The sequence below is a fragment of the Candidatus Nealsonbacteria bacterium genome (genome assembly GCA_026016225.1).
Lineage (GTDB): Bacteria > Patescibacteriota > Minisyncoccia > Minisyncoccales > JANBVM01 > Nealson33H.
Genome location: CP061210.1, coordinates 115,415 through 137,009 on the forward strand (window position 1 = coordinate 115,415; position 21,595 = coordinate 137,009).

General features: G+C 34.2%; 24 protein-coding genes and 8 tRNA genes. 17 read left to right on the forward strand and 15 right to left on the reverse strand.

Translation table 11 applies throughout. The annotated features are described in order from the left end of the window. Position 1: 1 nt before the first annotated feature. The 5 genes from IB617_00610 to IB617_00630 form a co-directional block, all read right to left on the reverse strand. Positions 2-556 carry a 3D domain-containing protein gene (locus IB617_00610; GenBank protein ID UZE93330.1) on the reverse strand — a complete coding sequence of 185 codons (555 nt, stop codon included), beginning with the start codon at positions 554-556 and terminating at the stop codon, positions 2-4. Positions 557-676: 120 nt separating this feature from the next. Next, positions 677-748: transfer RNA gene (locus IB617_00615), tRNA-Gly, on the reverse strand. Positions 749-763: 15 nt separating this feature from the next. After that, positions 764-835, reverse strand: a tRNA-Phe gene (locus IB617_00620). Positions 836-850: 15 nt separating this feature from the next. Further along, positions 851-924, reverse strand: a tRNA-Ala gene (locus tag IB617_00625). Positions 925-933: 9 nt separating this feature from the next. Next, positions 934-1,007 (reverse strand) — tRNA-Arg (locus tag IB617_00630). 104 nt (positions 1,008-1,111) lie between these two features. Between IB617_00630 and IB617_00635 the strand changes: the two genes are divergently transcribed. Both IB617_00635 and IB617_00640 read left to right on the forward strand, forming a co-directional pair. Next, positions 1,112-2,137, forward strand: coding sequence for a trypsin-like peptidase domain-containing protein (locus IB617_00635; GenBank protein ID UZE93331.1), 1,026 nt, complete (start codon positions 1,112-1,114; stop codon positions 2,135-2,137). 91 nt (positions 2,138-2,228) lie between these two features. Next, complete coding sequence (locus IB617_00640) at positions 2,229-2,795, forward strand: hypothetical protein (GenBank protein UZE93332.1); 567 nt, start codon at positions 2,229-2,231, stop codon at positions 2,793-2,795. A 145-nt stretch (positions 2,796-2,940) separates the two neighbouring features. Here the strand turns inward: IB617_00640 and IB617_00645 are convergent, their stop codons facing one another. The 6 genes from IB617_00645 to IB617_00670 form a co-directional block, all read right to left on the reverse strand. Next, positions 2,941-3,435, reverse strand: coding sequence for a hypothetical protein (locus IB617_00645; protein ID UZE93333.1), 495 nt, complete (start codon positions 3,433-3,435; stop codon positions 2,941-2,943). Next, complete coding sequence (locus IB617_00650) at positions 3,407-3,622, reverse strand: hypothetical protein (GenBank protein UZE93334.1); 216 nt, start codon at positions 3,620-3,622, stop codon at positions 3,407-3,409. Before IB617_00650 ends, IB617_00645 begins: the two co-directional genes overlap by 29 nt. A 544-nt stretch (positions 3,623-4,166) precedes the next feature. Further along, positions 4,167-4,239 (reverse strand) — tRNA-Lys (locus tag IB617_00655). Positions 4,240-4,253: 14 nt separating this feature from the next. Further along, positions 4,254-4,700 carry a hypothetical protein gene (locus IB617_00660; protein UZE93335.1) on the reverse strand — a complete coding sequence of 149 codons (447 nt, stop codon included), beginning with the start codon at positions 4,698-4,700 and terminating at the stop codon, positions 4,254-4,256. Between the two features lie 68 nt (positions 4,701-4,768). After that, positions 4,769-6,610, reverse strand: a complete 1,842-nt coding sequence (locus tag IB617_00665) for a TrbC/VirB2 family protein (GenBank protein UZE93336.1) — start codon at positions 6,608-6,610, stop codon at positions 4,769-4,771. A 29-nt stretch (positions 6,611-6,639) separates the two neighbouring features. Next, positions 6,640-6,711, reverse strand: a tRNA-Arg gene (locus IB617_00670). Between the two features lie 57 nt (positions 6,712-6,768). Between IB617_00670 and IB617_00675 the strand changes: the two genes are divergently transcribed. Together IB617_00675 and IB617_00680 are read left to right on the forward strand one after the other, a co-directional pair. Beyond that, on the forward strand, positions 6,769-8,253 hold the full coding sequence (locus IB617_00675) for an HD domain-containing protein (protein ID UZE93337.1): 1,485 nt from the start codon (positions 6,769-6,771) through the stop codon (positions 8,251-8,253). 12 nt (positions 8,254-8,265) lie between these two features. After that, positions 8,266-8,336 (forward strand) — tRNA-Pro (locus tag IB617_00680). An 11-nt stretch (positions 8,337-8,347) separates the two neighbouring features. Here IB617_00680 and IB617_00685 read toward each other — a convergent pair. Beyond that, positions 8,348-9,262: a hypothetical protein gene (locus IB617_00685; GenBank protein UZE93338.1), complete on the reverse strand. Its 915-nt coding sequence runs from the start codon at positions 9,260-9,262 to the stop codon at positions 8,348-8,350. Between the two features lie 142 nt (positions 9,263-9,404). Between IB617_00685 and IB617_00690 the strand changes: the two genes are divergently transcribed. The 5 genes from IB617_00690 (at position 9,405) to IB617_00710 (ending at position 11,728) form a co-directional block, all read left to right on the forward strand. Further along, positions 9,405-9,620 carry a helix-turn-helix transcriptional regulator gene (locus IB617_00690; GenBank protein ID UZE93339.1) on the forward strand — a complete coding sequence of 72 codons (216 nt, stop codon included), beginning with the start codon at positions 9,405-9,407 and terminating at the stop codon, positions 9,618-9,620. A gap of 4 nt (positions 9,621-9,624) precedes the next feature. Further along, a complete protein-coding gene (locus tag IB617_00695) occupies positions 9,625-10,302 on the forward strand; it encodes an HAD family hydrolase (protein ID UZE93340.1) in 678 nt (225 codons plus the stop codon). Beyond that, a tRNA-Ala gene (locus IB617_00700) sits at positions 10,303-10,373 on the forward strand. It abuts the gene before it with no gap. Between the two features lies 1 nt (position 10,374). After that, positions 10,375-10,755, forward strand: coding sequence for a YraN family protein (locus IB617_00705; GenBank protein UZE93341.1), 381 nt, complete (start codon positions 10,375-10,377; stop codon positions 10,753-10,755). A gap of 43 nt (positions 10,756-10,798) precedes the next feature. Next, positions 10,799-11,728: a DegV family protein gene (locus IB617_00710; GenBank protein UZE93342.1), complete on the forward strand. Its 930-nt coding sequence runs from the start codon at positions 10,799-10,801 to the stop codon at positions 11,726-11,728. Here IB617_00710 and IB617_00715 read toward each other — a convergent pair. Continuing rightward, positions 11,702-12,301: a CDP-alcohol phosphatidyltransferase family protein gene (locus tag IB617_00715; GenBank protein ID UZE93343.1), complete on the reverse strand. Its 600-nt coding sequence runs from the start codon at positions 12,299-12,301 to the stop codon at positions 11,702-11,704. The genes IB617_00710 and IB617_00715 overlap by 27 nt on opposite strands. After that, on the reverse strand, positions 12,273-12,953 hold the full coding sequence (locus IB617_00720) for a PHP domain-containing protein (protein ID UZE93344.1): 681 nt from the start codon (positions 12,951-12,953) through the stop codon (positions 12,273-12,275). The genes IB617_00715 and IB617_00720 overlap by 29 nt, the downstream gene beginning before the upstream one ends. A 22-nt stretch (positions 12,954-12,975) precedes the next feature. Between IB617_00720 and IB617_00725 the strand changes: the two genes are divergently transcribed. Genes IB617_00725 through IB617_00740 form a run of 4 tightly spaced genes read left to right on the forward strand, consistent with a single transcriptional unit; the run spans position 12,976 to position 17,140 of the window. After that, a complete protein-coding gene (locus IB617_00725; GenBank protein ID UZE93345.1) occupies positions 12,976-13,536 on the forward strand; it encodes a CDP-archaeol synthase in 561 nt (186 codons plus the stop codon). 11 nt (positions 13,537-13,547) lie between these two features. Beyond that, positions 13,548-14,201: a hypothetical protein gene (locus IB617_00730; GenBank protein UZE93346.1), complete on the forward strand. Its 654-nt coding sequence runs from the start codon at positions 13,548-13,550 to the stop codon at positions 14,199-14,201. A gap of 3 nt (positions 14,202-14,204) precedes the next feature. Then, positions 14,205-16,004 carry a DegV family EDD domain-containing protein gene (locus IB617_00735; GenBank protein ID UZE93347.1) on the forward strand — a complete coding sequence of 600 codons (1,800 nt, stop codon included), beginning with the start codon at positions 14,205-14,207 and terminating at the stop codon, positions 16,002-16,004. An 11-nt stretch (positions 16,005-16,015) separates the two neighbouring features. Further along, positions 16,016-17,140, forward strand: coding sequence for a thiolase family protein (locus IB617_00740; GenBank protein UZE93348.1), 1,125 nt, complete (start codon positions 16,016-16,018; stop codon positions 17,138-17,140). Here the strand turns inward: IB617_00740 and IB617_00745 are convergent. Further along, on the reverse strand, positions 17,124-17,615 hold the full coding sequence (locus IB617_00745; protein UZE93349.1) for a GTP-dependent dephospho-CoA kinase family protein: 492 nt from the start codon (positions 17,613-17,615) through the stop codon (positions 17,124-17,126). The two genes, IB617_00740 and IB617_00745, sit on opposite strands and share 17 nt — an antisense overlap. Before the next feature lie 51 nt (positions 17,616-17,666). Between IB617_00745 and IB617_00750 the strand changes: the two genes are divergently transcribed. From IB617_00750 to IB617_00765, 4 genes are read left to right on the forward strand one after another with little or no spacing between them, the layout of a single operon-like run. Beyond that, a complete protein-coding gene (locus IB617_00750) occupies positions 17,667-18,725 on the forward strand; it encodes a DUF362 domain-containing protein (protein ID UZE93350.1) in 1,059 nt (352 codons plus the stop codon). Then, complete coding sequence (locus tag IB617_00755; protein ID UZE93351.1) at positions 18,703-19,311, forward strand: biotin transporter BioY; 609 nt, start codon at positions 18,703-18,705, stop codon at positions 19,309-19,311. The genes IB617_00750 and IB617_00755 overlap by 23 nt, the downstream gene beginning before the upstream one ends. 36 nt (positions 19,312-19,347) lie before the next feature. Next, positions 19,348-20,088, forward strand: a complete 741-nt coding sequence (locus IB617_00760; protein UZE93352.1) for a beta-ketoacyl-ACP reductase — start codon at positions 19,348-19,350, stop codon at positions 20,086-20,088. Continuing rightward, positions 20,085-21,578: a nitronate monooxygenase gene (locus IB617_00765; protein UZE93353.1), complete on the forward strand. Its 1,494-nt coding sequence runs from the start codon at positions 20,085-20,087 to the stop codon at positions 21,576-21,578. Before IB617_00760 ends, IB617_00765 begins: the two co-directional genes overlap by 4 nt. Positions 21,579-21,595 lie beyond the last annotated feature (17 nt).

Here is a 21,595-nt window from a genome sequence, read left to right on the forward strand (position 1 = left end):
GTTATCTTTCTAAGATTTCAATATATGTTCTTTTTGCTCCAAAAGCAAGAGCTTGGGAATATTCAGAAAACCAAATATCAATGTGATAATTACCCTTTTTCCAACTCATTCTATCCTCAACAATAAAAACCTTATCATCATATATTTCAGGAATTCTAATCTTTGTACCAAAAGGCAAAAAATTATTTGCTATAACTCCCTCTCTCACAAAAGTCCCGGATGCAGTAATATAGGGACTATCATCGGTTTGACAGGGTGTACTTGAATAAGCAGTTATTACTACCCGTAACTTTTCGGTAGCCTTTAAAGGCGGGTTATTTGGATTGGAAAGAGAAGCTAAAGTGTTTTCTTGAAAAACAACAAAACTCTGGATACTATCCAGTTCTGATTGATTATTACTTTTTAACTCAGAAAGAGAGTAAACTTTAAACAAAACCCCAAAGAATATTAGAAAAACTAAGCTAATCAACGCCCAAACCTTTGGGCGTTTGCAATTAAACCCTTGCTTTTTACAAGAGCCTTGTTTTTTTCTTTTTTTAGGACCAGAAATTTTCATCTTAAAAACCCTTATTTTTAGGGTTGAATTATCCTAACTCATTCACCAAAGCATGTCAATACTAAAGGCTAAAAAATAAAATGGGCAGGTTCAAAAAAGCAAACTCATTAATTGAAGTTAAGCGGGAGACGGGGATTGAACCCGCGACCTTCTCGTTGGCAACGAGACGTTCTACCACTAAACTACTCCCGCAGATTCATAAAGAGGTGCCGCGGGCCAGAATCGAACTGGCGACCCTATAGTTTTCAGCTATATGCTCTACCACTGAGCTACCGCGGCTATCTGCAAATTATGTGGACCCAGAGGGAGTCGAACCCTCGACCTTCGGTATGCCATACCGACACTCTAACCAACTGAGCTATGGGCCCTTCAATTGATGCCCTCGGGGGGACTCGAACCTCCAACCTAGGCGTTAGGAGTGCCTTGCTCTATCCTGTTGAGCTACGAGGGCAATTCCTACAGAAATTGTTTTTAAGTATCAAATATTACTTTCAAAAATATAATAGCAACTTCTGGTCTTGTTGACAATAGAAGTTAATGATAAAATAAAAACATATGGAAAAATCACCAATTGTTGAAATAGCAAAAAGAGTTTGTCCTGCGGTAATAACTATTGTTATTAGCAAGGACTTACCCAAAATAGAAGGGTATTACATTTTTCCTTTCGGCGGACGGCAATTTGTTATTCCTCAAATAGAAAAGAGAGGGAAAGAAAAAACAAAAATTGGAGGAGGTTCAGGATTTGTTGTTTCTCCTGACGGTTATGTTATAACCTGCAACCATGTGGTTAAAGATTCAACAGCCGATTATACGGTAATTTTAGAACCAACAAAAAAATATCCTGCTAAGGTTTTAGCTAAAGACCCATTAATTGATGTAGCTATCTTAAAGATAGAAGGAAAAGATTTTCCCTGCTTAGAAATAGGCAATTCCTCAAAAATTGAATTAGGAGAAACTGTAGTAGCGATTGGAAATCCTCTGGGGGAATTTGAAGACACCCTTTCTTCTGGAATCGTATCCGGCTTAAGTAGAAAGATTACAGCTTACGGAGGATTATCGTTTAGAGCTACAAGTTTAAGAGGCTTAATTCAAACTGATGCAGCAATAAATCCCGGCAATAGTGGAGGACCCTTAGTAAACATGGAAGGAAAAGCTATCGGAATTAATACTGCAATGGTTATGGGAGCCCAAAATATTGGATTTGCTATACCAATTAACTACGCCAAAAGAAATCTGGAAGAAGTAATAAAATATGGAAAGATAAAAAAGCCGTTTTTAGGAGTAAGATATTTTCTTTTAAACAAAGAAATAGCCAAAGTAAATAAACTTCCCGTTGACTATGGAGCTTTAATTGTCAGAGAAAGCTTAGGGGAAAAAGCAATAGTAAAAGAATCACCTGCTGATAGAGTGGGGCTGAAAGAATATGACATTATTTTGGAATGTAATGGAAAAAAAATAAATGAAGAAAATCCTTTAGCTGACATTTTACAGAAACATAAGATTGGAGAAAAGGTTTCGTTAAAAATTCTTAGAGAAGAAAAAAAAATAAATGTAAAAGTGCAATTAGAAGAGAAAAAATAGCGGTTTTGTACTTTTTACAAACATCAACTTAGAAAATTATAAAGGTCGCTTTTTTATCGTTTTATTCAATAAAATAATATTAAAATAATATATGGTTTTCTCTCTTATCTCACGTATAGTGAATAGTGCAAAAGAGGGGATAAAAACGAGTCTAAAAGGAGTTAGTGACATTGGCAGTGCTATTGTCGGTGTTGTAAAAGATTTAACCACCACTACCTTAGGAGAGACAGGTGAACTTCTTTCAAAAGGCGTTGAAGCTACTGCTTCAATTGTAAAAGGTGCTATTTATGGAGTTTCTGATATCGGAATATCAATTGTAAGTGCAATCAGGAATATTGTTAGAGGAACGGTGGGTGGTTTTATGGAGGCTGGTGGTGAACAAAAACCTGCTATTCAAGGAGCAGTCGCCCAAGCAATCAATAGTGCAAAAGAATTAGGATTAGATATTGGAGAAGTTGCTGTAGAAGCAGTGAAAGGTTCAATCCAGGCCGTTACAACAGTAGGTGGTGATACGGTTCAGGCAACAAAAGAAGCTGTTTCAGCTGCTATAGAAGCTGCCAAAGATATTGGAGGAGAAACATTAGGCGCTGTAAAAGACGCACTTGCCAGTGGTGTTGAAGGAGCTAAAGACATTATTGAAGCGGCAAAAGAAGAGTAAAATTTCTTAAGTTTTTCAGTTTCAAAAATGAACGGCGGGTTAAATCCCGCTCGTTTTTTTGTCAAAAGACCAAAAAAAAGAGGGAAGAAGAAGTAGAAAATAATTAGTTTCTCTACTTAGTTCTTTTTCCCTATATAAAATAATTTTAGATGAATATTCCTCTTTCTTTGATTACTTCCTCGAATTTCTTAAGAATCTGATGGAATTCTATTGGAATCTTATCAGGATCCATTGCTTTTATTTGATCCCGGCAAGCATTCCATATTATCCTTATTTGATTTTCTGAATAAGGTTCTGATTTCTTTTTTACATCACCCGACCAAATATTATCCTCTTCCATTTTCGGAAAGAAGATTTTTATGGAAGTTCCCCCGGTAAATTCGTTTGTTTCTATCCTGACATTCTTAATTTCTCTAGTTTCTCTGAATTCCTCTTCCTTTTCTTCTTCTTTAATTTTCTTTTTCTTTTTCTTTCTCATTTTTTTTACCTCCACAAGTTTAGATTTTCTCTTCCTTATAAATTCAAAAGAGCTACTTGCCACTTTTATATACACTAAAACAAAAACTTTATCAAGAGGTAATAAAAAAATTTGTTTCCTATAATATTTGAAATCATTCTTTTTCTTTTTTACTTTCTTCATCCCACTCTTCGTAGGCTTTCTCTAATTCCTTCTCCATTTCTTCAACAGTTTTGCCAGAAAACTTCTTTTTTTCTTCTTCAAAATCCTTCTCAACTTTTTCTTTAAGTTCTTTTTGTTGTTTTTTAAATTCTTCCATTGCTTTTTTGTCTTCCTTTGATTCTCTCCTTAGTTTTTCTGGGTCTATCATGCTTTTTTGATTTACATTAGGTAATATTTTTGATATTCCCTAACCTTTATATTCCATTATACCACAAACCCCCCAAGCTAAATGCTTCAGTAAATTCAGCACAGGTGCTCGGGATGCCAGTGTGATGGATTGAATGGTATATCTAGAGCAGAATTTCTTGTTTTGACTTTATTTTCAACTTTTTACCTAAGTAGTTGGGAGGCCAAAGGGATTTGCACCCTCACCGAGAGTTCCACAAACTCTAATGCTGCTATTACACCATGACCTCCATAAATTTTTTAAAAATTCAGATTTTCTCTTACCCTTCCTCTGTTTATTTTACCCAAAATCAGCTGAAAGTAAAGGTAATCGTATCCTGCCACAGCGAGGCGCTTTACCAATTAAGCTACGACCACCATATTGATAGAAAACAATTATATAACTATTAAAAATTAAATACAAGATACACTTAATTACGTAGTAATTACAAGGAGTGAAGCGACTGGTTTGTAATACTAACCCCCTAGTGCCCCCATCAGGATTTTTACCTCGCACCAATTCATTATGCCCCGTGAGGGATTCGAACCCCCGACCTTAAAGTTAAGAGCTTTCTGCTCTACCAACTGAGCTAACGGGGCTTTATTATTTTTATTTATTGGCATTTAATCTCCCACCAACTTTCTTTCAATCCCGTCCATTCAGCTATTCCAATAGCACCTAAGAAAGTGTTTAAAAAGACCCAGGAGGCAAAAATGATTATAAAACCAATTACAACAGCTGTGATTGCTTTTTTCCCTTGAGATAAAAGGGCTGGTCCTCCTTTCTGTCCTCCTGCAAGCATTTCTGTCCCTCCAAAATGGGCAACAATAAACATAAATCCTGCAATAGTAATCATCAAAACTACTGTAATAGGCAACAAACAGGTAAGGAAAAACTTAAGAATATTGTTTAAAAGTTCAAAGATATGACAGAGGTTACATGCCGGTTTTCCGTAACGACCGCAAGGAACTATCGGACCTTCACAGATAGCTAAAATAGAAACAGGAGTTGATAACGAAAGCAAAAAAACTAAAAAAGTTGTTAAAAGTATTTTCTTCACCTTACTTTATTAAATTAAAAGTATCTTTTAGAAAAAAGGTGTCTTAATTTCTTCTTATATTCCATCTTTTAATAATTACATACACATATACGCCAAGAATAGCTACCAGGACTAGATTTACAAGATTGATCTATACTTGACTTGCGGCCGTAGCAGTGATTCATATCACCCCATATATTTGCCCAAAATGGAGCCCATGAGCCGCAGACTACTGCAGAATCAGGAGTACACCTAGCGCTATCTCCAAAAAATTTTCTACAGACCTTGCACTTATCATTATCATCCCAATTTGCATCTACACATCCACCATGAGTAGCACATACATCCTTACAAAGTTCACCCCTATTGTCCCATGGTGGATTAACAAGACCTCCCTTATACCAACAACCCATTCCTCCTTCCCCACCGCACTTTGGTTCGTCAGCTGGACAATTAGCACTATATAAATAGCCGCCGCCTGTTCTGCTACTACACTTTTTACACTCACCCTCAAAGCAACGCTGGTTATAAGCTGTACATCCATATGAACCTGCTCCCCAACCACTATCTGGAGAATTCTTAATACATGAACCTACACCATTACAGAGCTTGCAGCTGGAACAACCACTATCACGAAAGCCCTCTGAATGAAACTCGCAGTCTATATTATTATCATCTTTACAGGTGTAACAGATGGGGCAACCACCGTCACCTGAGCTTTGAACACCACAAGAATAATATGTACCACTGCAGTACTCAGAACTGCAGCCATCAGACGCCGTTGAACCTTGACTACACTCATGCCATTTATCCTCATTATTCTCCTGACGATTATAACCAAAACCAGAATTACACTCTGCACAAGTACGTAAATCAGTGCAAGTATGATTTGATTTTTTACAATATTTTCCAGAAGAACATTTAGAACAAGCACAACAACCTATATCAACAGAACCTCCACTACAAGTTCCCGAACTACAAGTAGTTGGAGCGTAAAAAGTATTACCTTCACAACCATAACTACCCGAGCAAGGTAATCCTTCGTTTATATTTACCCAGGGCCCATAAACGTCATTACAAGAACCTGAGTCATTACACTTACCATCTTTAGTTCTTGATTGACAAAAGCTCAAGTTCGGACCTCCACCATTTCTATACTCCGGGTCAGGCCAACATTTACCTCCGGGGTTAGTACCAGCTGTAGCATTTCCACACAAACCTGATTGGCAGGCTTGACAGGTTCCATCGCAGCCATCATCCTGGGTATTATCTGTTATAGGAACACACTCTTCTGGACCCGTATCCAGGCCTGAACATGCATGACAGATTGAACAATCACCCCAGAGGTCTTCACCATTCTCCTGACGATTATAACCAAAACCAGAATTACACTCTGCACAAGCAGGTAAATCACTGCAGGTATGAATTGATTCTTTGCAATACTCTCCAGAAGAACAATCAGAGCACTGTTCACAATATACGGGCGGGGCACATTTAATCTCCCACCAGGTTCCTAATCCTGTCCATTTAGCTATTCCAATAGCGCCTAAGAAAGCGTTTAGAAAGACCCAGGAGGAAAAAATGATTACCACACCAATAACAACAGCCGTGATTGTTTTTTTCGCCTGAGATAAAAGGACTGGTCCTCCTTTCTTTTCCCCTGCAAGCATTTCTGGTTCACTAAAATAAGCAAACATAAACATCATTCCACCAATAACCAGTATTAAACCGGCCACAATTGGAACCAAACAGGTAAGGAAAAATTTAAGAATGTTGTTTAAAAGTTCAAAGATATGACAGAGTGAACAAGCTGGTTTCCCAGGACGACCGCAAGGAACTAAAGGTCCTCCACAGATAGCTAAAACTTGATTAGCTAAAGATAAAAAAAACAAAATTGAAAGAATTGTTACTAATAATCTTTTATTTTTCATTTTGAATTTTTAATTTAGTGAAGAGCCTGTGCCCCCGGAAGGATTCGAACCCTCAATTAGGCATCCGAAGTGCCTCGTGTTATCCATTATACCACGGGGGCTTTTTCAATTCTATCAAAATAATTGAAAAAAACAAGGATTTAAGATAAGATTCAGGTATGGATATCCCAAAAGAAGTAAAATTTGTTATTGAAAAATTAAAAAACAAAAAGTTTGAAGCTTATATTGTTGGGGGATGTGTTCGTGATTTTTTGCGAAATGTAGAACCTGAAGACTGGGACATTACAACAAATGCCAAACCAAAAGAAATTCAGCAAATATTTCCAAAAAGTTTTTATAAAAACAAGTTTTTGACGGTGACCGTTCAAACTGAAAGTAAAAACCCTAAATTAAAAGAAATTGAGATTACCACCTTTCGTTTGGAAACAAGATACACTGACAAACGTCATCCAAGCGAAGTTAAGTTTGCCAAAACCGTCAAAGAAGATTTAGCCAGAAGAGATTTTACAGTCAATGCAATAGCAATAGAAGTTCCACGTTCGAAGGTCAAAGTTCAAAGTTCGGAATTAAAGATTGTTGACCCTTTTAATGGACAAAAAGATTTAGAAAACAAAATTATTCGGGCTGTGGGAAATCCAGAAAAAAGATTTTCAGAAGATGCCTTAAGAATGCTTAGAGGAGTAAGATTCGCTGTAAAATTAGGAAAAAATTGGAAGATTGAAGAAAAAACAGCCAAAGCCATTAAAAAGAACTCAATCTGGCTGCAGGCTATTTCTAAAGAAAGAATTAGAGATGAATTTATGAAAATTATTATGGCGGAAAGAGCAGCAGAAGGGATTGAACTCTTAAGAAAATTAGATTTGTTAAAATATATTATCCCTGAAATAGAAGAAGGTTATGGTATCGCTCAAAATAAACATCATATTTATAACTGCTATGAACATTTTGTGCGCTCTTTAGATTATGCGGCTAAAAGAAGTTTTAATAAATATGTAAGATTAGCAGCTTTATTTCATGATATTGGGAAACCGAGAACAAAAAGAGGTGAAGGACCAGATGCTACTTTTTACGGCCATGAAATAGTTGGGGCAAGAATGACTATTCAGATTTTAAACCGATTAAAATTTCCTAAAAAAGAAATTGAAAAAATCGCCAAACTCGTTAGATATCACCTTTTTTACTATAATCCAGGAGAAGTCGGTGAAAGTTCTGTCAGAAGACTGGTACGTCAGGTAGGACCTGAGAATATGGAAGAATTACTGCAGGTAAGAATGGCAGATAGAATTGGCTCAGGAGTTCCAAAAGCTGAGCCTTATAAACTCCGCCATTTACGATATATAATTGAAAAGGTATCTCAAGACCCTATCTCAAGCAAAATGTTAAAAGTCAATGGAAATGATATAATGAGAATCTTAGATATAAAACCAGGACCAAAAATAGGACAAATTTTAGGTGTACTGCTTAGTTATGTTTTAGAAGACCCTGAAAAAAATAAAAAAGAGTTTTTAGAAAAAGAAATTAAAAAATTAGGAAATTTAAGCGAAAAGGAGTTAAGCTCCTTAGCCCAAAAAGCAAGAAAAGAAATAAAGGAAATAGAAACAAAAAGAGACCAGATGACAAAAAAGAAATATTGGGTGACCTGACCTAAATTTTATCAGGATGTAGTATAACGGTAGTACACGGCCTTCGGGAGGCCGGAGCCTGGGTTCAACCCCCAGCATCCTGAAATTATTAAAATTAAACATCAATCAAACCTCTAAATTTATCTCTTAACCTACCGTCAAGGCATTCTTTAGGATAAACATCTTGAGGATAAATCGCAACCAAAGTAAGCTTGTGCCTACGACAGAGCTTTTTCTTTTTCATTATGGTCCGATCGTAACGAGGACTATCGTTGGCAAGACCAAAATACTCCACAAATATCTTCTGTCCTCCTATAAAAATAGCCCAATCTGCCCTGTAATTTGTTTTCGGATAGAACACCTCTCTTTTATGAAAAATGTTGTTTTTCGTAAGCCAGTTATCAATAATGGCCTCTGAAACAGAGTCACATAGATGCCCATCTAACGCCACAGTATTTGTGCGTTTATACATACGTTGACTGTGCGAGCGATTTGGCTGGAGTCCTGCAGTAATAATAGCATTATTCCAAGAACCAAAAGTTTTTCTACACATGTCAGCGATTTCTTTTAGTTCTCGCTTTGCAGGCACTCTTTTTAATGCTCGAGCGGTTCGTTCTATAATATCTATAAGTTGCTGAGGAGTATACCTTCGCCCTGCCTCTCTTCTGCACTTCATAGAACAATATTTTAAATTTCCTTTACTTCTTCTGAACCGTTTACCGCATCTAACACAGGTTTTAAACTTCGGTCTTTTTTCGGAGTCCCTCCTGTTATTTACCATAGCAGCACAAGAGTGAGAACAAAAAATAAATCCCCATTTAGATCTTCTAAATTGACCAAGTTCTCGCGAAACCTCATTATTGCAATTAGGGTTTCCACAAACCTTTTCAACTCTGGTGACCTTGGCTGTATTTTGACACTCTTTGGAGCAATACTGATTCCAGCCAAACTTTTTGGCCTCATTATATCGACCCTTTTGCCTAAAAAATTCTTTACCACAAAACGCACATTTTACTTTTATTAAAATCATAACTTTCCGAAACTTTAAAGATTATTAAAAAGTTAAATTTTCTAATTGACCTTATTCTCTATTTTTTATAATATAATTATGGTAATAAGAAATAATATATAAGCAAGTATAACTACTTTAATACTAATATTTTCATACAATAATGTCAAGAGAACTTTCCCCTATTGCCAAAAATATAAAAAGGCTTAGAAAAAAACTCGGACTATCCCAAGATAAACTTTCGAAATTGGCTAATGTTTCTCACAATACAATTATTAAAATTGAATCAGGAGGAATTCAGAGTCCGACAATTAAAACAGCTCAAAAGATTGCCAGAGCTTTAGGCGTTTCTGTTGATTATTTAATTAAGGAAAAATAAATCTGTGAAACCAAAATTAATAAATTCGAAGAATCAAGGTTCTTTATCAGGGATAAAGGTTCTTATCTTTGATTTCTGGAAAACATTGGCTTATTCGCCAAAAAAGGATCCGAAAGAATTCTATTCTTCGCTCCCAGGCTTTGGTATTGAAATTACAGGAAAAGAAGATATAAAACGTTTTTCCTCTTCATTCTCTAAGTTAATGTGTTTTTCTAAGGATTGGGAAGATTTTAGCCAACAGCTCTTACAAGAATTCAGTAAAAAACAAGGTGAAGAAAACATAACTGAACTTGCCAATTTTTTAAGAGAAAATATAGCTTACAAAATATATGATGATGTAAAAGAAGTTTTAGATTTACCTTACGCAAAAGCTATTTTAACTGATAGCGCCAGATTCCTTGTTGAAAACTCAGAATTGAAAGATTTAGGGAGAATTTTTACTCCAGCCGAAACAAAGGCCTTAAAGCCAGACTCAAGGGTTTTTTTAACAGTCATAAATGAGTTCAAAATAAAAGCAGAAGAGGCAGTAATGGTTGGTGACGACATAGAAAGGGATTTAGTTCCGGCTAAAAACTTAGGAATAAAACCTGTATTAATTGATAGAGAAAATAAATTTCAAGATTATCAAGGAATCAGAATTAATTCATTTAAAGAATTAAAAAAGCTTTTAGAAAATGATTAAGGGCCCGTAGTTTAATGGTAGAACGGCGCATTCGCATTGCGCAAACGGCAGTTCGATTCTGCCTGGGTCCATATGAATACTAAAGAACTTGGAAATTTAGGTGAAAAAATAGCCCAAGATTATTTAAAAGACAAGGGATATAAAATCCTGGATAAAAATTATTGTTTTAGAATGCAGGGCAGTCCTCAAAAAGGGGAAATAGATATTATAGCTAAAAAAGATGGTGTCATTTCTTTTATTGAAGTAAAAACATTACAAAACAAAGGGTTATCAAGAATATTCTCTCCGGAAGACAAAGTAAATTTCCTTAAGAGAAAAAGATTAAGAAAAACTGCTGAATATTGGTTAACTAAGAACAAAATTCCATTAGATTCTAAATGGCAAATAAATATTATTGCAATAACAATAAATTTACTTGAAAAAGAAGCAAAAATTAGGTATTTTAAAACTTAATTAAAGTCGAAATATAATATAACTTTAATTTTATATATTTATCATGAAAAAGATAAGAACCTTCTCTTCGAGAAGAACCTTGATTTACCCTCAAAGTAAAATAGGTTTAGTTATCGGCAAAGGCGCTGATTTACCTAAAGAAATAATTGAAAAACATCAAATAGAGATTATTTCTTACAAAGCAGACTGGCCTGAAGTCGAGGGTCTTCCAGGTGAAAATATTTTCCAAAAAATGAGAGAGGCTGAAAAAAAAGAAATCAAAACTTTTGTCAAAACATCCCAGCCCTCACCAAAGGTTTTTTTAGACGCATACAAAAAACAATTAGAAAAATTTGAAAATGTTTTTTGTATTACTCTAACCTCAAAACTCTCCGGAACCTATAATTCTGCTATTCAAGCAAAGAATTTTTTAAAACCACAGAACCAAGAAAGAGTTTTTGTTGTAGATTCCCTAAATGTCAGTGGCGGACAAGCACTTTTAGCTTTTAGATTGTTTGATTTAATAAATGAAGGAGAAAAAACAATGAAAGAAATTAAAAAAGAATTGGAAGAATTACGTTCAAAAATTAATTGCCGGGTAATATTCAAAGACCCAAAATGGGTGGAAGCTGCAGGAAGAATGTCCCCTACGATAGCTAACTGGGTGAGAAGAATGGAAAAGGTTGGAATCCGTCCCTTAATTGGAATTAAAGATGGTCTCTTAAAGCCAGTAGGAATAAAAACTGGAGCAAAAGATATTGTTATTGCTCTCTTTAAAGAGATAAAAGAAAAAACCAGAAAATTAAGGAATCAAAATAAAAAAATCAGGGTAATTATTACCCATGGAGATGATGTAAAAGCAGCCCAGAGATTAAAAGATATGATTGAAAAAGAATTAGAAGGAGGTGAGGTCTTGTTTATAAATATACTCAATGATATTATTGGAACTTTAGCCGGACCTGATGCTTTAATCCTCTCCTGGATTGAGGGCTAAATATATCCTTTGGACAGCTGTAAGGTTGGAAAGAATAGCCAAAATTATTATCGGATAGATTATCAAAGAAAATCTAAAAATTCCCAAAGCAATTGCCAAGAAAATTAAAATTACTCTTTCCGCCCTGCCAAAAAAACCTTTTTTGAGTTCTCTTACTACCAGTTCTTTTTCTTTAGCCGCTGCCTTTGAATAGGTAGTCATTAAAGAACCAAAGAAAGCAAGGAAAACCCAAATTTTAGAAGGTAAAAAAATATAAGACAAGGGTAAAAAAAGAAAACCCAATAAAATAATTCCCTCAACATAACGGTCACATATTGTATCTATATAGGCTCCTTTTTTTGTGGCCCTTTTTGTTATTCTGGCTACAGCTCCATCAACAAAATCCAAAGAAACAGCAAAGAAGAAAAAAGCTAAAGCTAAAATCAGCTTTATCTTAATTAAAAAATAAAAAGAAATGACAGCAAAGAAAATAGACAGTAAAGTATAGTGATTAGGGTTTAAACCAAATTTAGAAAAAATTTCTCCTGTTTTAACCTCAATCTTTTTAAATTTTCCTCTTTTTTGCTCTAACATAATAATTTAATTTAGCAATACTTCTTTTGGCATAAGCAATTGTCCTTTTAAAAAAATTCACTTCTTTGCCCCAAGGCTTTCCTTTTTTGTTCTTTATTGCTTCTAAAACTTGTTCAATAGAAAGATTTTCTCCTGGAATTTCTAAATAAGCTGAACCGATAATGTCCGGGGAGTGAGCATCAGAGCCTGCGGTAAAACAAAGGTTGTACTTTTTGACAAAATTCAAAGCTTTTTTATTTTCCCAGGTGAACATAGAAGCATTTAATACTTCTATTCCATCAATATCGCTCAAAAAATCTTTTAGGTTTCCTTTAAAAGGGTAAAACATAGCAAAGGGATGAGCGATAATTGCCATACCTCCCTGTTCTTTAATTCTCATTATAGTTTCTTTTGCTGATAACCCCTTTGGAATTGTCTTTTCGATATTCAATCCTAAAATATCCCCTTCTCTGCTTTTCACTTCAATTCCCGGTATAATTAAAACTGATTTATTCAAAGCATACCTTATAGTTTCAAATGCTCCCTTTATTTCCTCATGGTCGGTAATAGCTAAACAATCAATACCTTTTTGAATTGCAGCATCAACTATTTGTTTGGGCAAAGAAGTGCTATCATAAGAATAACAAGTATGAACATGTAAATCACATTTCATTCTGACATTCTAACATAGCATTATGAATTTTCAATTTATTATTTCTTGTTTCTATTTCTTTCTTCCGGCTTATCTTACCAATATGACTCCTCCTTTAGCTAAAAAAACGGGAGTCTTTAAATTTTTAGACAAGCCGGTTGATTTTAACAAAAAATTTAAAGGAGAGCCTATTTTAGGCTCTCATAAAACCTGGCGAGGAGTTATTTTAGGAATAATTATAGGGCTCTTAATAGTTTATTTTCAGTCATTGCTTTATCAATTTCCATTAATACAAAAAATCAGTTTTTTTGATTATAAAAAAGAGAATATTTTACTGCTTGGGTTTTTAATTTCAGGAGGAGCAGTTTTTGGCGATTTGCTTTTTGCTTTTTTAAAGAGAAGATTAAGGTTAAAACCAGGAGCCAAATTTTTACCCTTTGACCAAACCAATTATGTTATAGGAGCCGCCATTTTTATTTCATTGACACCATTTTTTGAAATTGATATTCTGGTCTGGTTAACTCTTTTTATTCTAACTTTCTTTTTACATATAATATTTAATCGACTTGGCTACCTCTTGAAGTTCCATCAAGCAAAATGGTAAAATAAGAAAACATGTTTCAAGAAACTATTAGCTTAGTTTGGGAAAAACTAACTCAAATCTCACCCTCAATTTTTTGGGCGAGCTTTCTTTTCCTTGTGGGCGTCATTATTTCAAAATCAATGGAAAAGCTTTCAGTGGCTTTCTTAAACAAGATTAGATTAAACAAAGTCTTAGAAAGAATGGGTTTGAAACAAGCTTTTTCCAGAATAGATGTCAATCTTGACGGTTCTAAGATATTTGGTGAAATGGTTAAATGGTTTATTATTATTCTTTTTTTGATGATATCTTCTGGAATTTTGGGATTAACCGAACTAAGCCAATTCCTACAAAATGTAATTGTTTACTTCCCCAACATTTTTATTGCTGGTTTAATTTTTGTAGTTTGTGCCTTTTTAGCTGATTTTACTCAAAAAGTTGTTGTTGGCACCTTAGAAAAAGAGAAAATAATCTATTCCAGACTTTTGGGAAGGTCTATCCGTTGGATAATCTGGTTTTTTGCAATCCTGGCTATTTTATATCAACTCAAGATTGTTCCTTCTTTAATTTTAGTTATTTTTATTGGTATGGTAGCTGCTATCTCTCTTGCTTTAGGAATTGCTTTTGGTCTGGGAGGAAAAGATTTATCAGTTAAAATCCTGAAAGAATTAGAAGAGAAATTTAAGTAGTTTATGCAATACCTCACGCAAAAAGAATTAAAGGAAATGATGCTCCTCTCTTACAAAAGAATTGAAAAAGAAAAAGAAGAAATTAATAAAATCAACATCTTCCCAGTGCCTGACCAAGACACGGGAAACAACATAGCAAAAACTTTATTGGGAATAAAAGAAGCTATTAAAGGAAAAGAATTTAAAAATTTAGAGGATATCTCAGAAGCTATTTTAGATGGAGCTTTAATTAATGCCCAGGGAAATGCCGGTGTAATATATACCGGCTTTTTGGCTGGGTTTTTACCCCAACTTGATAAAAATCCAGTTGATACTAAAAAATTAAGTTTAGCTTTTGAAAAGGGAGCAGAAAGAGCCAGAATAAGTATTCAAAACCCGCAGGAAGGTACAATCTTAGATGTAATTGATGCCGCAGCCTCAGCTATTAAAAAAGAGGCGGAAAAGGAATCAGATATTGTAAGCACTTTCAAGAAAGCAATAGAAAAAGCCGGTCAAGCTCTTCTAGCAACAAGAGAAAAAATGGAAATTTTTAAAAAAGCTAATGTGGTTGATGCCGGCGGTTTAGGTTTTTTAATTATTTTGGAAAGTTTTTTGGGAGCTTTGGAAAAGCCTTCCATAGTTTTAGCTGCAGAGGACAGGGAAGAAATACCTTCAAAAAAAATTAAAAGGTTTATTCAGGTTCTTGCTAACCGATATGAAGTTGTTTCTTTAATTGAGAATTCAAATTTTGACGAAGAGGAAGTTCAAGAAAAATTAAAAAAATTAGGGAACTGTCTGGATATCGTTAAAGTTAAAAATAAAATGAAAATCCACATTCATACTGACTATCCAGATGAAGTAAAGAAAGTTATGGGGAGTTTAGGCCAAATCCAAAAATTAAGGGTTGAAGATATGGCAAAGGAAGTAGTGGGAGAAGAATCTGTCAGAAAGATTTCCATCGGTATTATTACTGATGAAATAGCTGATTTAACCCCAAAAATTATTGAACGTTATCAAATTGAAGTTATACCTTGTAAAGTTGATTGGCCTGAATCCAAACGCCTCAAAGGTAAGAATATTTATCAAAAAATGAGGAATGTGGAAAAACAAAAAATTAAAAATTTACCAAAAACTTCTCAGCCTTCACCAAAAGAGTTTCTGGAAGCGTATAAAAGACAACTGAAAAATTTTGAAAAAGTTTTATGCATTTCCCCTTCTTCAAAACTTTCCGGTGTTTACAACTTAGCTTGTCAGACAAGAGAAATGTTACCAGAAAAACAAAGAAAAAAAGTTTTTGTTTTAGATTCTTATAATGGTAGTTGCGGCCAAGCACTTTTGATTTTAAAGGCAATTGAGTTAATTCAGAGCCAAACAGAAATAGGGGAAATTATGCTTGAATTAAAAAAGGAAATTTCAAAAATTCAATTATACGCATTTTTAGCTGATCCAAAGTGGTTAGAGTGGGGAGGAAGAATTAACCGCTCCCAGGCTAACTGGATAAGACGGCTTCAGAAAATAGGAATAAAGCCTTTGTTAGGATTAAAAAAAGGGAAGATAGAGAAAATTGGTTTTCGGGCTAGAACAAAAGAATCTTCTGAAGCAATTTTTCGGGAGATAAAATCAAAAAGTAAAAAAATAAGAAAACAAAATAAAAAAATCAGGGTAATAATAACTCACTGCGATAATTCAAAAGAAACTAAAAAATTAAAAAAGAAACTAAAAGAGATTAAAGCAGAAGTTTCCTTTATCAATTTAACGAGTTCAGTGGTTGGCGCTCATATAGGACCTGGGTCTTTACTTGCGGCCTGGATGACAATAGAATAATATCAAATACTATGTATATTAAAGGCGTAGGAATGACAAAATTTGATTATTCTCAAAAGCCGTGGTGGCAAATGGTTTTTGAGTCTGCAATGGAAGCACTCAAGGATTCCTCAATGAAAATATCTGAAATTGATGCTATTGTTTTATCAACTGTTTCCAGCGCAGCTGGCGGAGAACACCAGACTCACAAAATATCTTTGCTTTCTGATTTATTTAAAACTCATATCCCCATTATTGAAACCCCATCTGTCTGTGCTGGAGGAGGGGTAGCTATATGGACGGCGAACCGCCTTAATTTTAATAATATTTTGGTAGTTAGCGGAGAAAAATTAGTAGATAATCGTAGTGAGATAACAGTGGACTGGATATTGTCTGCAGCAGAAAGAGTAATTGAACAAACAGAAGGATTACTTTTTCCAGTACAAAATGCTTTGGTCTGGCAGCAATATATGAAAACATACAAAGCGACAATGGATGATTTAGCTCTAATTGCCTTTAAGAATCATCAAAATGCTGCCTTGAACCCAAAGGCTTATTATTATAAACGTCCAGTTTCTCTGGAAAAAATCAAAAGTTCTCCCCTCGTCACTTCTCCTTTTCGGCTTATGGATTGTTCTTTATCAGTTAATGGGGGAGCTGCTGTAATTCTTTCAAAGGAAAAAACCGACATCGAAATTGTCGGCTCCGGGTTTGCTACAGATTATCTTTTAACTTTTGGGAGAGAAGAACTTCATCATTTTAAAGCGACGAGGATTGCAGTCAAACAGGCTTTTGAACAAGCAAAACTAACACCTAAAGATATTAAAATTGCTGAAGTTCATGACGCCTTTACCTCAGTGGAATTATTTTCTTATGAAGATTTGGGTTTTGCCGAAATTGGAAAGGGAGCAGAATTAATAAGGTCAGGTAAAGTAAATTTGGACGGAGAATTACCAATTAATACTTCGGGCGGCTTAAAAGCTAAAGGTCACCCTATTTCAGCCACAGGCATAGCTCAGATATATGAAATTGTCAATCAGCTACGAGGAAAATGCGGTCAAAGACAGGTAAACCCTATCCCTAAAATTGGTCTCTGCCACAATATTGGCGGAACAGGCGGCAGCGTTACGGTTCACATTCTCAGGAAGAATGCTTGAACTTTTTTAAAAGTTCTTTAAAAGTCTTTTTCGTCTTTTCAGAAACTTCAATTAAGCAAATTCCCTTGTCAAAAAAACCATAGACCACGGCGCTGTGTTTTTCAGAAAGCAAAACAGCCGGTATTACCAAAAGGTCTTCTTCACCATCTATAAATACATTTTTATTTTCTTTTATTGCTTTTTTAATTGTCATCCAAACTTTCTCTTGAATTGTACCGGGTGGATTTGAACAATTTAAAGAAAAGGGTAAAGATTTTTTAATCTTCTTTCTATTTATTTTCCCATCAAAGATTTTAATATCAGAAGAAAGACTTAAAGAACAAGAGTCGCCAATGGTAATTATTTTCTTAAACTTCCTTTCTTTAATAAGTTTTTTATACTTTTTTGCAATTTCTTTTTTCTTTCCAAAAATCGGTATTCCCCAAACCTTTCTCAGTTTAGGCCGAAGTTCGTCTGGTAGATAAAGTGTTTTCATACAATCTTAGTTTATCAAAATTAAATCATTTAATAAATTAATTCCAAAAAGATGTTTTATCAATGTTTAAAATGTAAAAAAGTCTGGCAATATCCGATTAAAAAATGTCCAGAATGTTTTTCAGAATTAGAAAAAATTGTAAGTGAGAAAATTAAAGTAATTGGTGTTTCAAAAGTTAATATCCCTACCATCTTACACCCAAAAGTTCCTTATTTTGTCCTGCTCTTGGAAGATGAAAAGGGAAATCGCTGGACTCACAAATCAATAAAGGAATATAAAATCGGCGATAACTTTGTTTTAGAATCTATTCGAAAAAAAACAGCCGTAGCTGTCTGGCGGGTAAAATATGATATCTTAACAGCTGTTGAAAAAGCTATTGATTTGATAGGAGAGATAAAAATTAAGCAAAACTCCAAGATTTTAGTTTTACCTGCTCTTTTGTCTCCAAAACATCCCTATTTTTCTGAAAATACCAGCCCCCAATTTTTAGAAGCTATAATTGAATATTTAATCCAAAAAGGTGTTAAAGATAAAAACATTAAAATAGCTTCTCAAAGTTTTAATGATTTTCCGATTGAAGCTTCAGCCCAAAAATCTCAGCTGCTACGTGTCTGTAGGGAAAACAAGGTTACTCTTTTGGATTTATCTAAAACAAACTTTGTAAAAAAAGAAAAAGATGGATTTTTGTTTGAAATCTCAGAAGAAGTGTTTAATAACGATTTAATAATTAATCTACCAATATTAAAAATTGACCCTAAGATAAAAGTTAAAGGAGCTGCAGAAAATGTTTTAAAATTTCTTAAAAAAGAGTCGTATCTTTCTTTAAAGTATCTTCACCCATATCAAGATTTGTTAAGAAAAATAGAAGAGATTTTACCAAATTATCTAACTGTTGCAGAAGGAATCTCAATCCAAAAATCAACAAAGTATACCGCTCTCTTGGGTTTAGTTTTTGTCAGTTTTAATCCCTTTAATTTAGATAGGGTTTTTGCTGAAATTGCAATGATAAAAGATTTGCCAGAGTACCTCAAAAGTATTAAAATCGAAGATGTCCCGATTACGGGAAGACAGATTGAAGAATTGCAATATGATGTTGAAAAATTCTACTAAAGGGAAAAACATAACTTTGATTACAGCTGTTTTGCCGCGAATTGAAAATAATTCTTTAGTAATAGTAAAAAATGTTATTTTAGTTTTAAGTTTTTCAATTTTAACCGCAATCTCCTCCAAGTTAAAAATCGAAATTGGCCCGATTCCTATAACTATGCAGACATTGGTGGTTCTTTTAAGCGGAGCTTTATTAGGAAAAAAGAGAGGAACAGCGTCTCAGATTACTTATCTTTTTTTGGGTTTAATTGGTCTCCCCTGGTTTTCCAGAGGAGGAGGAATAGCTTATATCTTAAGCCCAACTTTTGGTTATATTTTAGGCTTTATATTAGCTGCTTATTTAGTCGGAGCTCTGTTCGAAAAGGGATGGGGTAAAAATATAATTTCGGCTTTTTTTGTAATGCTGATTGGAAATTATCTAATTTATATTCCCGGCCTTTTGTGGTTAGGAAACTTTATAGAACCTTCAAGAATATTAATAATTGGTCTTTACCCTTTCATTTTCGGAGACCTTTTAAAAATATTTTTGGGAGGAATTATCTTATCTTTCAGCTGGAAAACTATTAGCAAAAACAATAAAGTCGTATAAGCTGAATATAGTTAAAATTATTAATTTTAATTTATTATGTTAGAAGAAAAAGTAGTTCTTATTACGGGTTCTGCCCAAGGAATCGGCAGGGCAATTGCTTTAAAGTTTGCTTCTTTGAAAACCAGAATTGCTTTAAACGACATTCAAACCCAGGAAGAAAATTTAAAAAAACTAAAAGAAGAAATCGAAAAAAAGAACACAAAAGCTCAATATTTTTTAGCCGATGTTTCAAGATTAGAAGAGGTTGAAGAAATGATTCAAAAAATAGAAGCAGAATTTGGAAGATTAGATATTTTGGTTAACAATGCCGGAATTTGTAAAGACAAAACTTTAGCAAAAATGACAAAAGAGGAATGGCAGAAAGTAATTGATATAGACTTAACCGGTGTATTTAACTGCACCAAAGCCAGCTTACCATTAATTATCCAAAATCAAGGAAAGATTATTAATGTTTCTTCTGTGGTCGGACAAAGAGGAAATTTTGGTCAAACAAACTATGCAGCAGCTAAAGCAGGAATAATTGGCTTTACTAAATCTTTATCTAAAGAAATAGGAAGGTTCGGAGTAACCGTAAATGCTATTGCTCCAGGTTTTATTGAAACTAAACTTAGTGAAAATTTGTCAGATGAACTAAAGGTGATGATTAAAAAGTTAACTTCTTTGGGTAGATTTGGTAAACCAGAAGAAGTAGCTGAATTAGTTGCTTTTTTAGCTTCAGAAAATTCAAATTTTATAACCGGAGCTGTTATTAATATTGATGGTGGATTATCAATATGATGCTAAATAAAGACCAAATTAAAGAAATTATCCCTTATACAGAGCCTTTTTTATGGGTAGATGAAATAGAGAGCATCGAGGGTAACCTCATAATTGGTTATAAATATACCTCTCTGAAAGACTCTTATTTTAAGGGGCATTTTGTTGACTTTCCTATAATGCCTGGCGTATTGGTTATAGAAGGAATTGCCCAAACAGCAACTATTCTCTTAAGAAAAAAAATTGGTAAAATTCATAAACAAAAACATCTTTTAGCCCATCAGGTTAGAAGTGCTTTTTTTTATAAACCAATTTTTCCCGGGGATAAAATAAGGTATGAAGTTGAGCTTTTGGGATTTTATGGATATAAGATTGCTAATTTTAAAGGAGAAGCTTTTGTCGGAGATGAAAAAAAATGTGAAGTAAGATTTACAATTGCTGTTATAGAAAAAAAAGGATTTAAAGAAAAATACCAACAAAAAAAACAAGAAAAATCCCTACCTCAAACCAAATTGCCTCCTTTAAGAATTGGAGGACTTTTTGCAAAAATTCCAATTATTCAAGGTGGTATGGCAGTAAGAGTCTCATTGCATAATTTAGCCGGTAATGTGGCCAAACAGGGAGCCGTAGGCATTATTGCTGTTTCTGGAATGAATAATCCTAATGAAGTTAAATCAGAAATAAAAAAAGCCAGGAAAATTGCAGGACCTAAAGGAATTATTGGAATTAATATTATGGGAGTAGTAAGTCACTTTATTGAATTGGTAAAAGCTGCTATGGAAGAAAAAATTAATTTAGTCATCCAGGGAGCAGGATTTAGAAAAGATATCTTTGACTTGGGAGGAAAATATAATATTCCCATATTTTCAATGGCTTCTTCTGTCAGGGTTGCCAAAAAAGGAGAAGCTATGGGGGCAGAGGCAATAGTTGTTGAAGGAATGGAGGCCGGCGGTCATCTTGGTTTTCCAGAAAGTCACCCTTTTAGAAAAACAATTGATATTGTAAGAGAAGTTGTAAAAGCAGTAAAAACTCCGGTGATTGCAGCTGGAGGCATATTCAATGGAAAAGACATTGTAGAAATGTTAAGAGCGGGGGCTAAGGGAGTCCAGATGGCAACAAGGTTTGTTTCTACAAAAGAATGTGATGTTCATCAAAATTTTAAAGAGGCGCACCTGAAAGCAAAAAAAGAAGACGTTGTAATTATTCACTCTCCCGTGGGGCTTCCCGGCAGAGCAATCAAAAATACTTTGGTTGAAAAAATCTTAAAAGGGAAAGCTCCAAAACCAGACTTGAGAAAATGTCGGGGTTGTATAGGAATGATTTGCGATAAAAGCTACTGCATCTTGGAAGTTTTAGAAAAAGCCCGTAAGGGTGACGTAGAAAATGGATTAATCTTTGCAGGTTCTAATGTCTGGAGAGTTAATAAAATAGTTTCTGTGAAAGAACTAATCCAGGAGTTAGTAAGGGAGGCTAACGAGATTTTAAAACATAAACCCTTAATGGAGTATTAAAAATTATTTTTAGAATT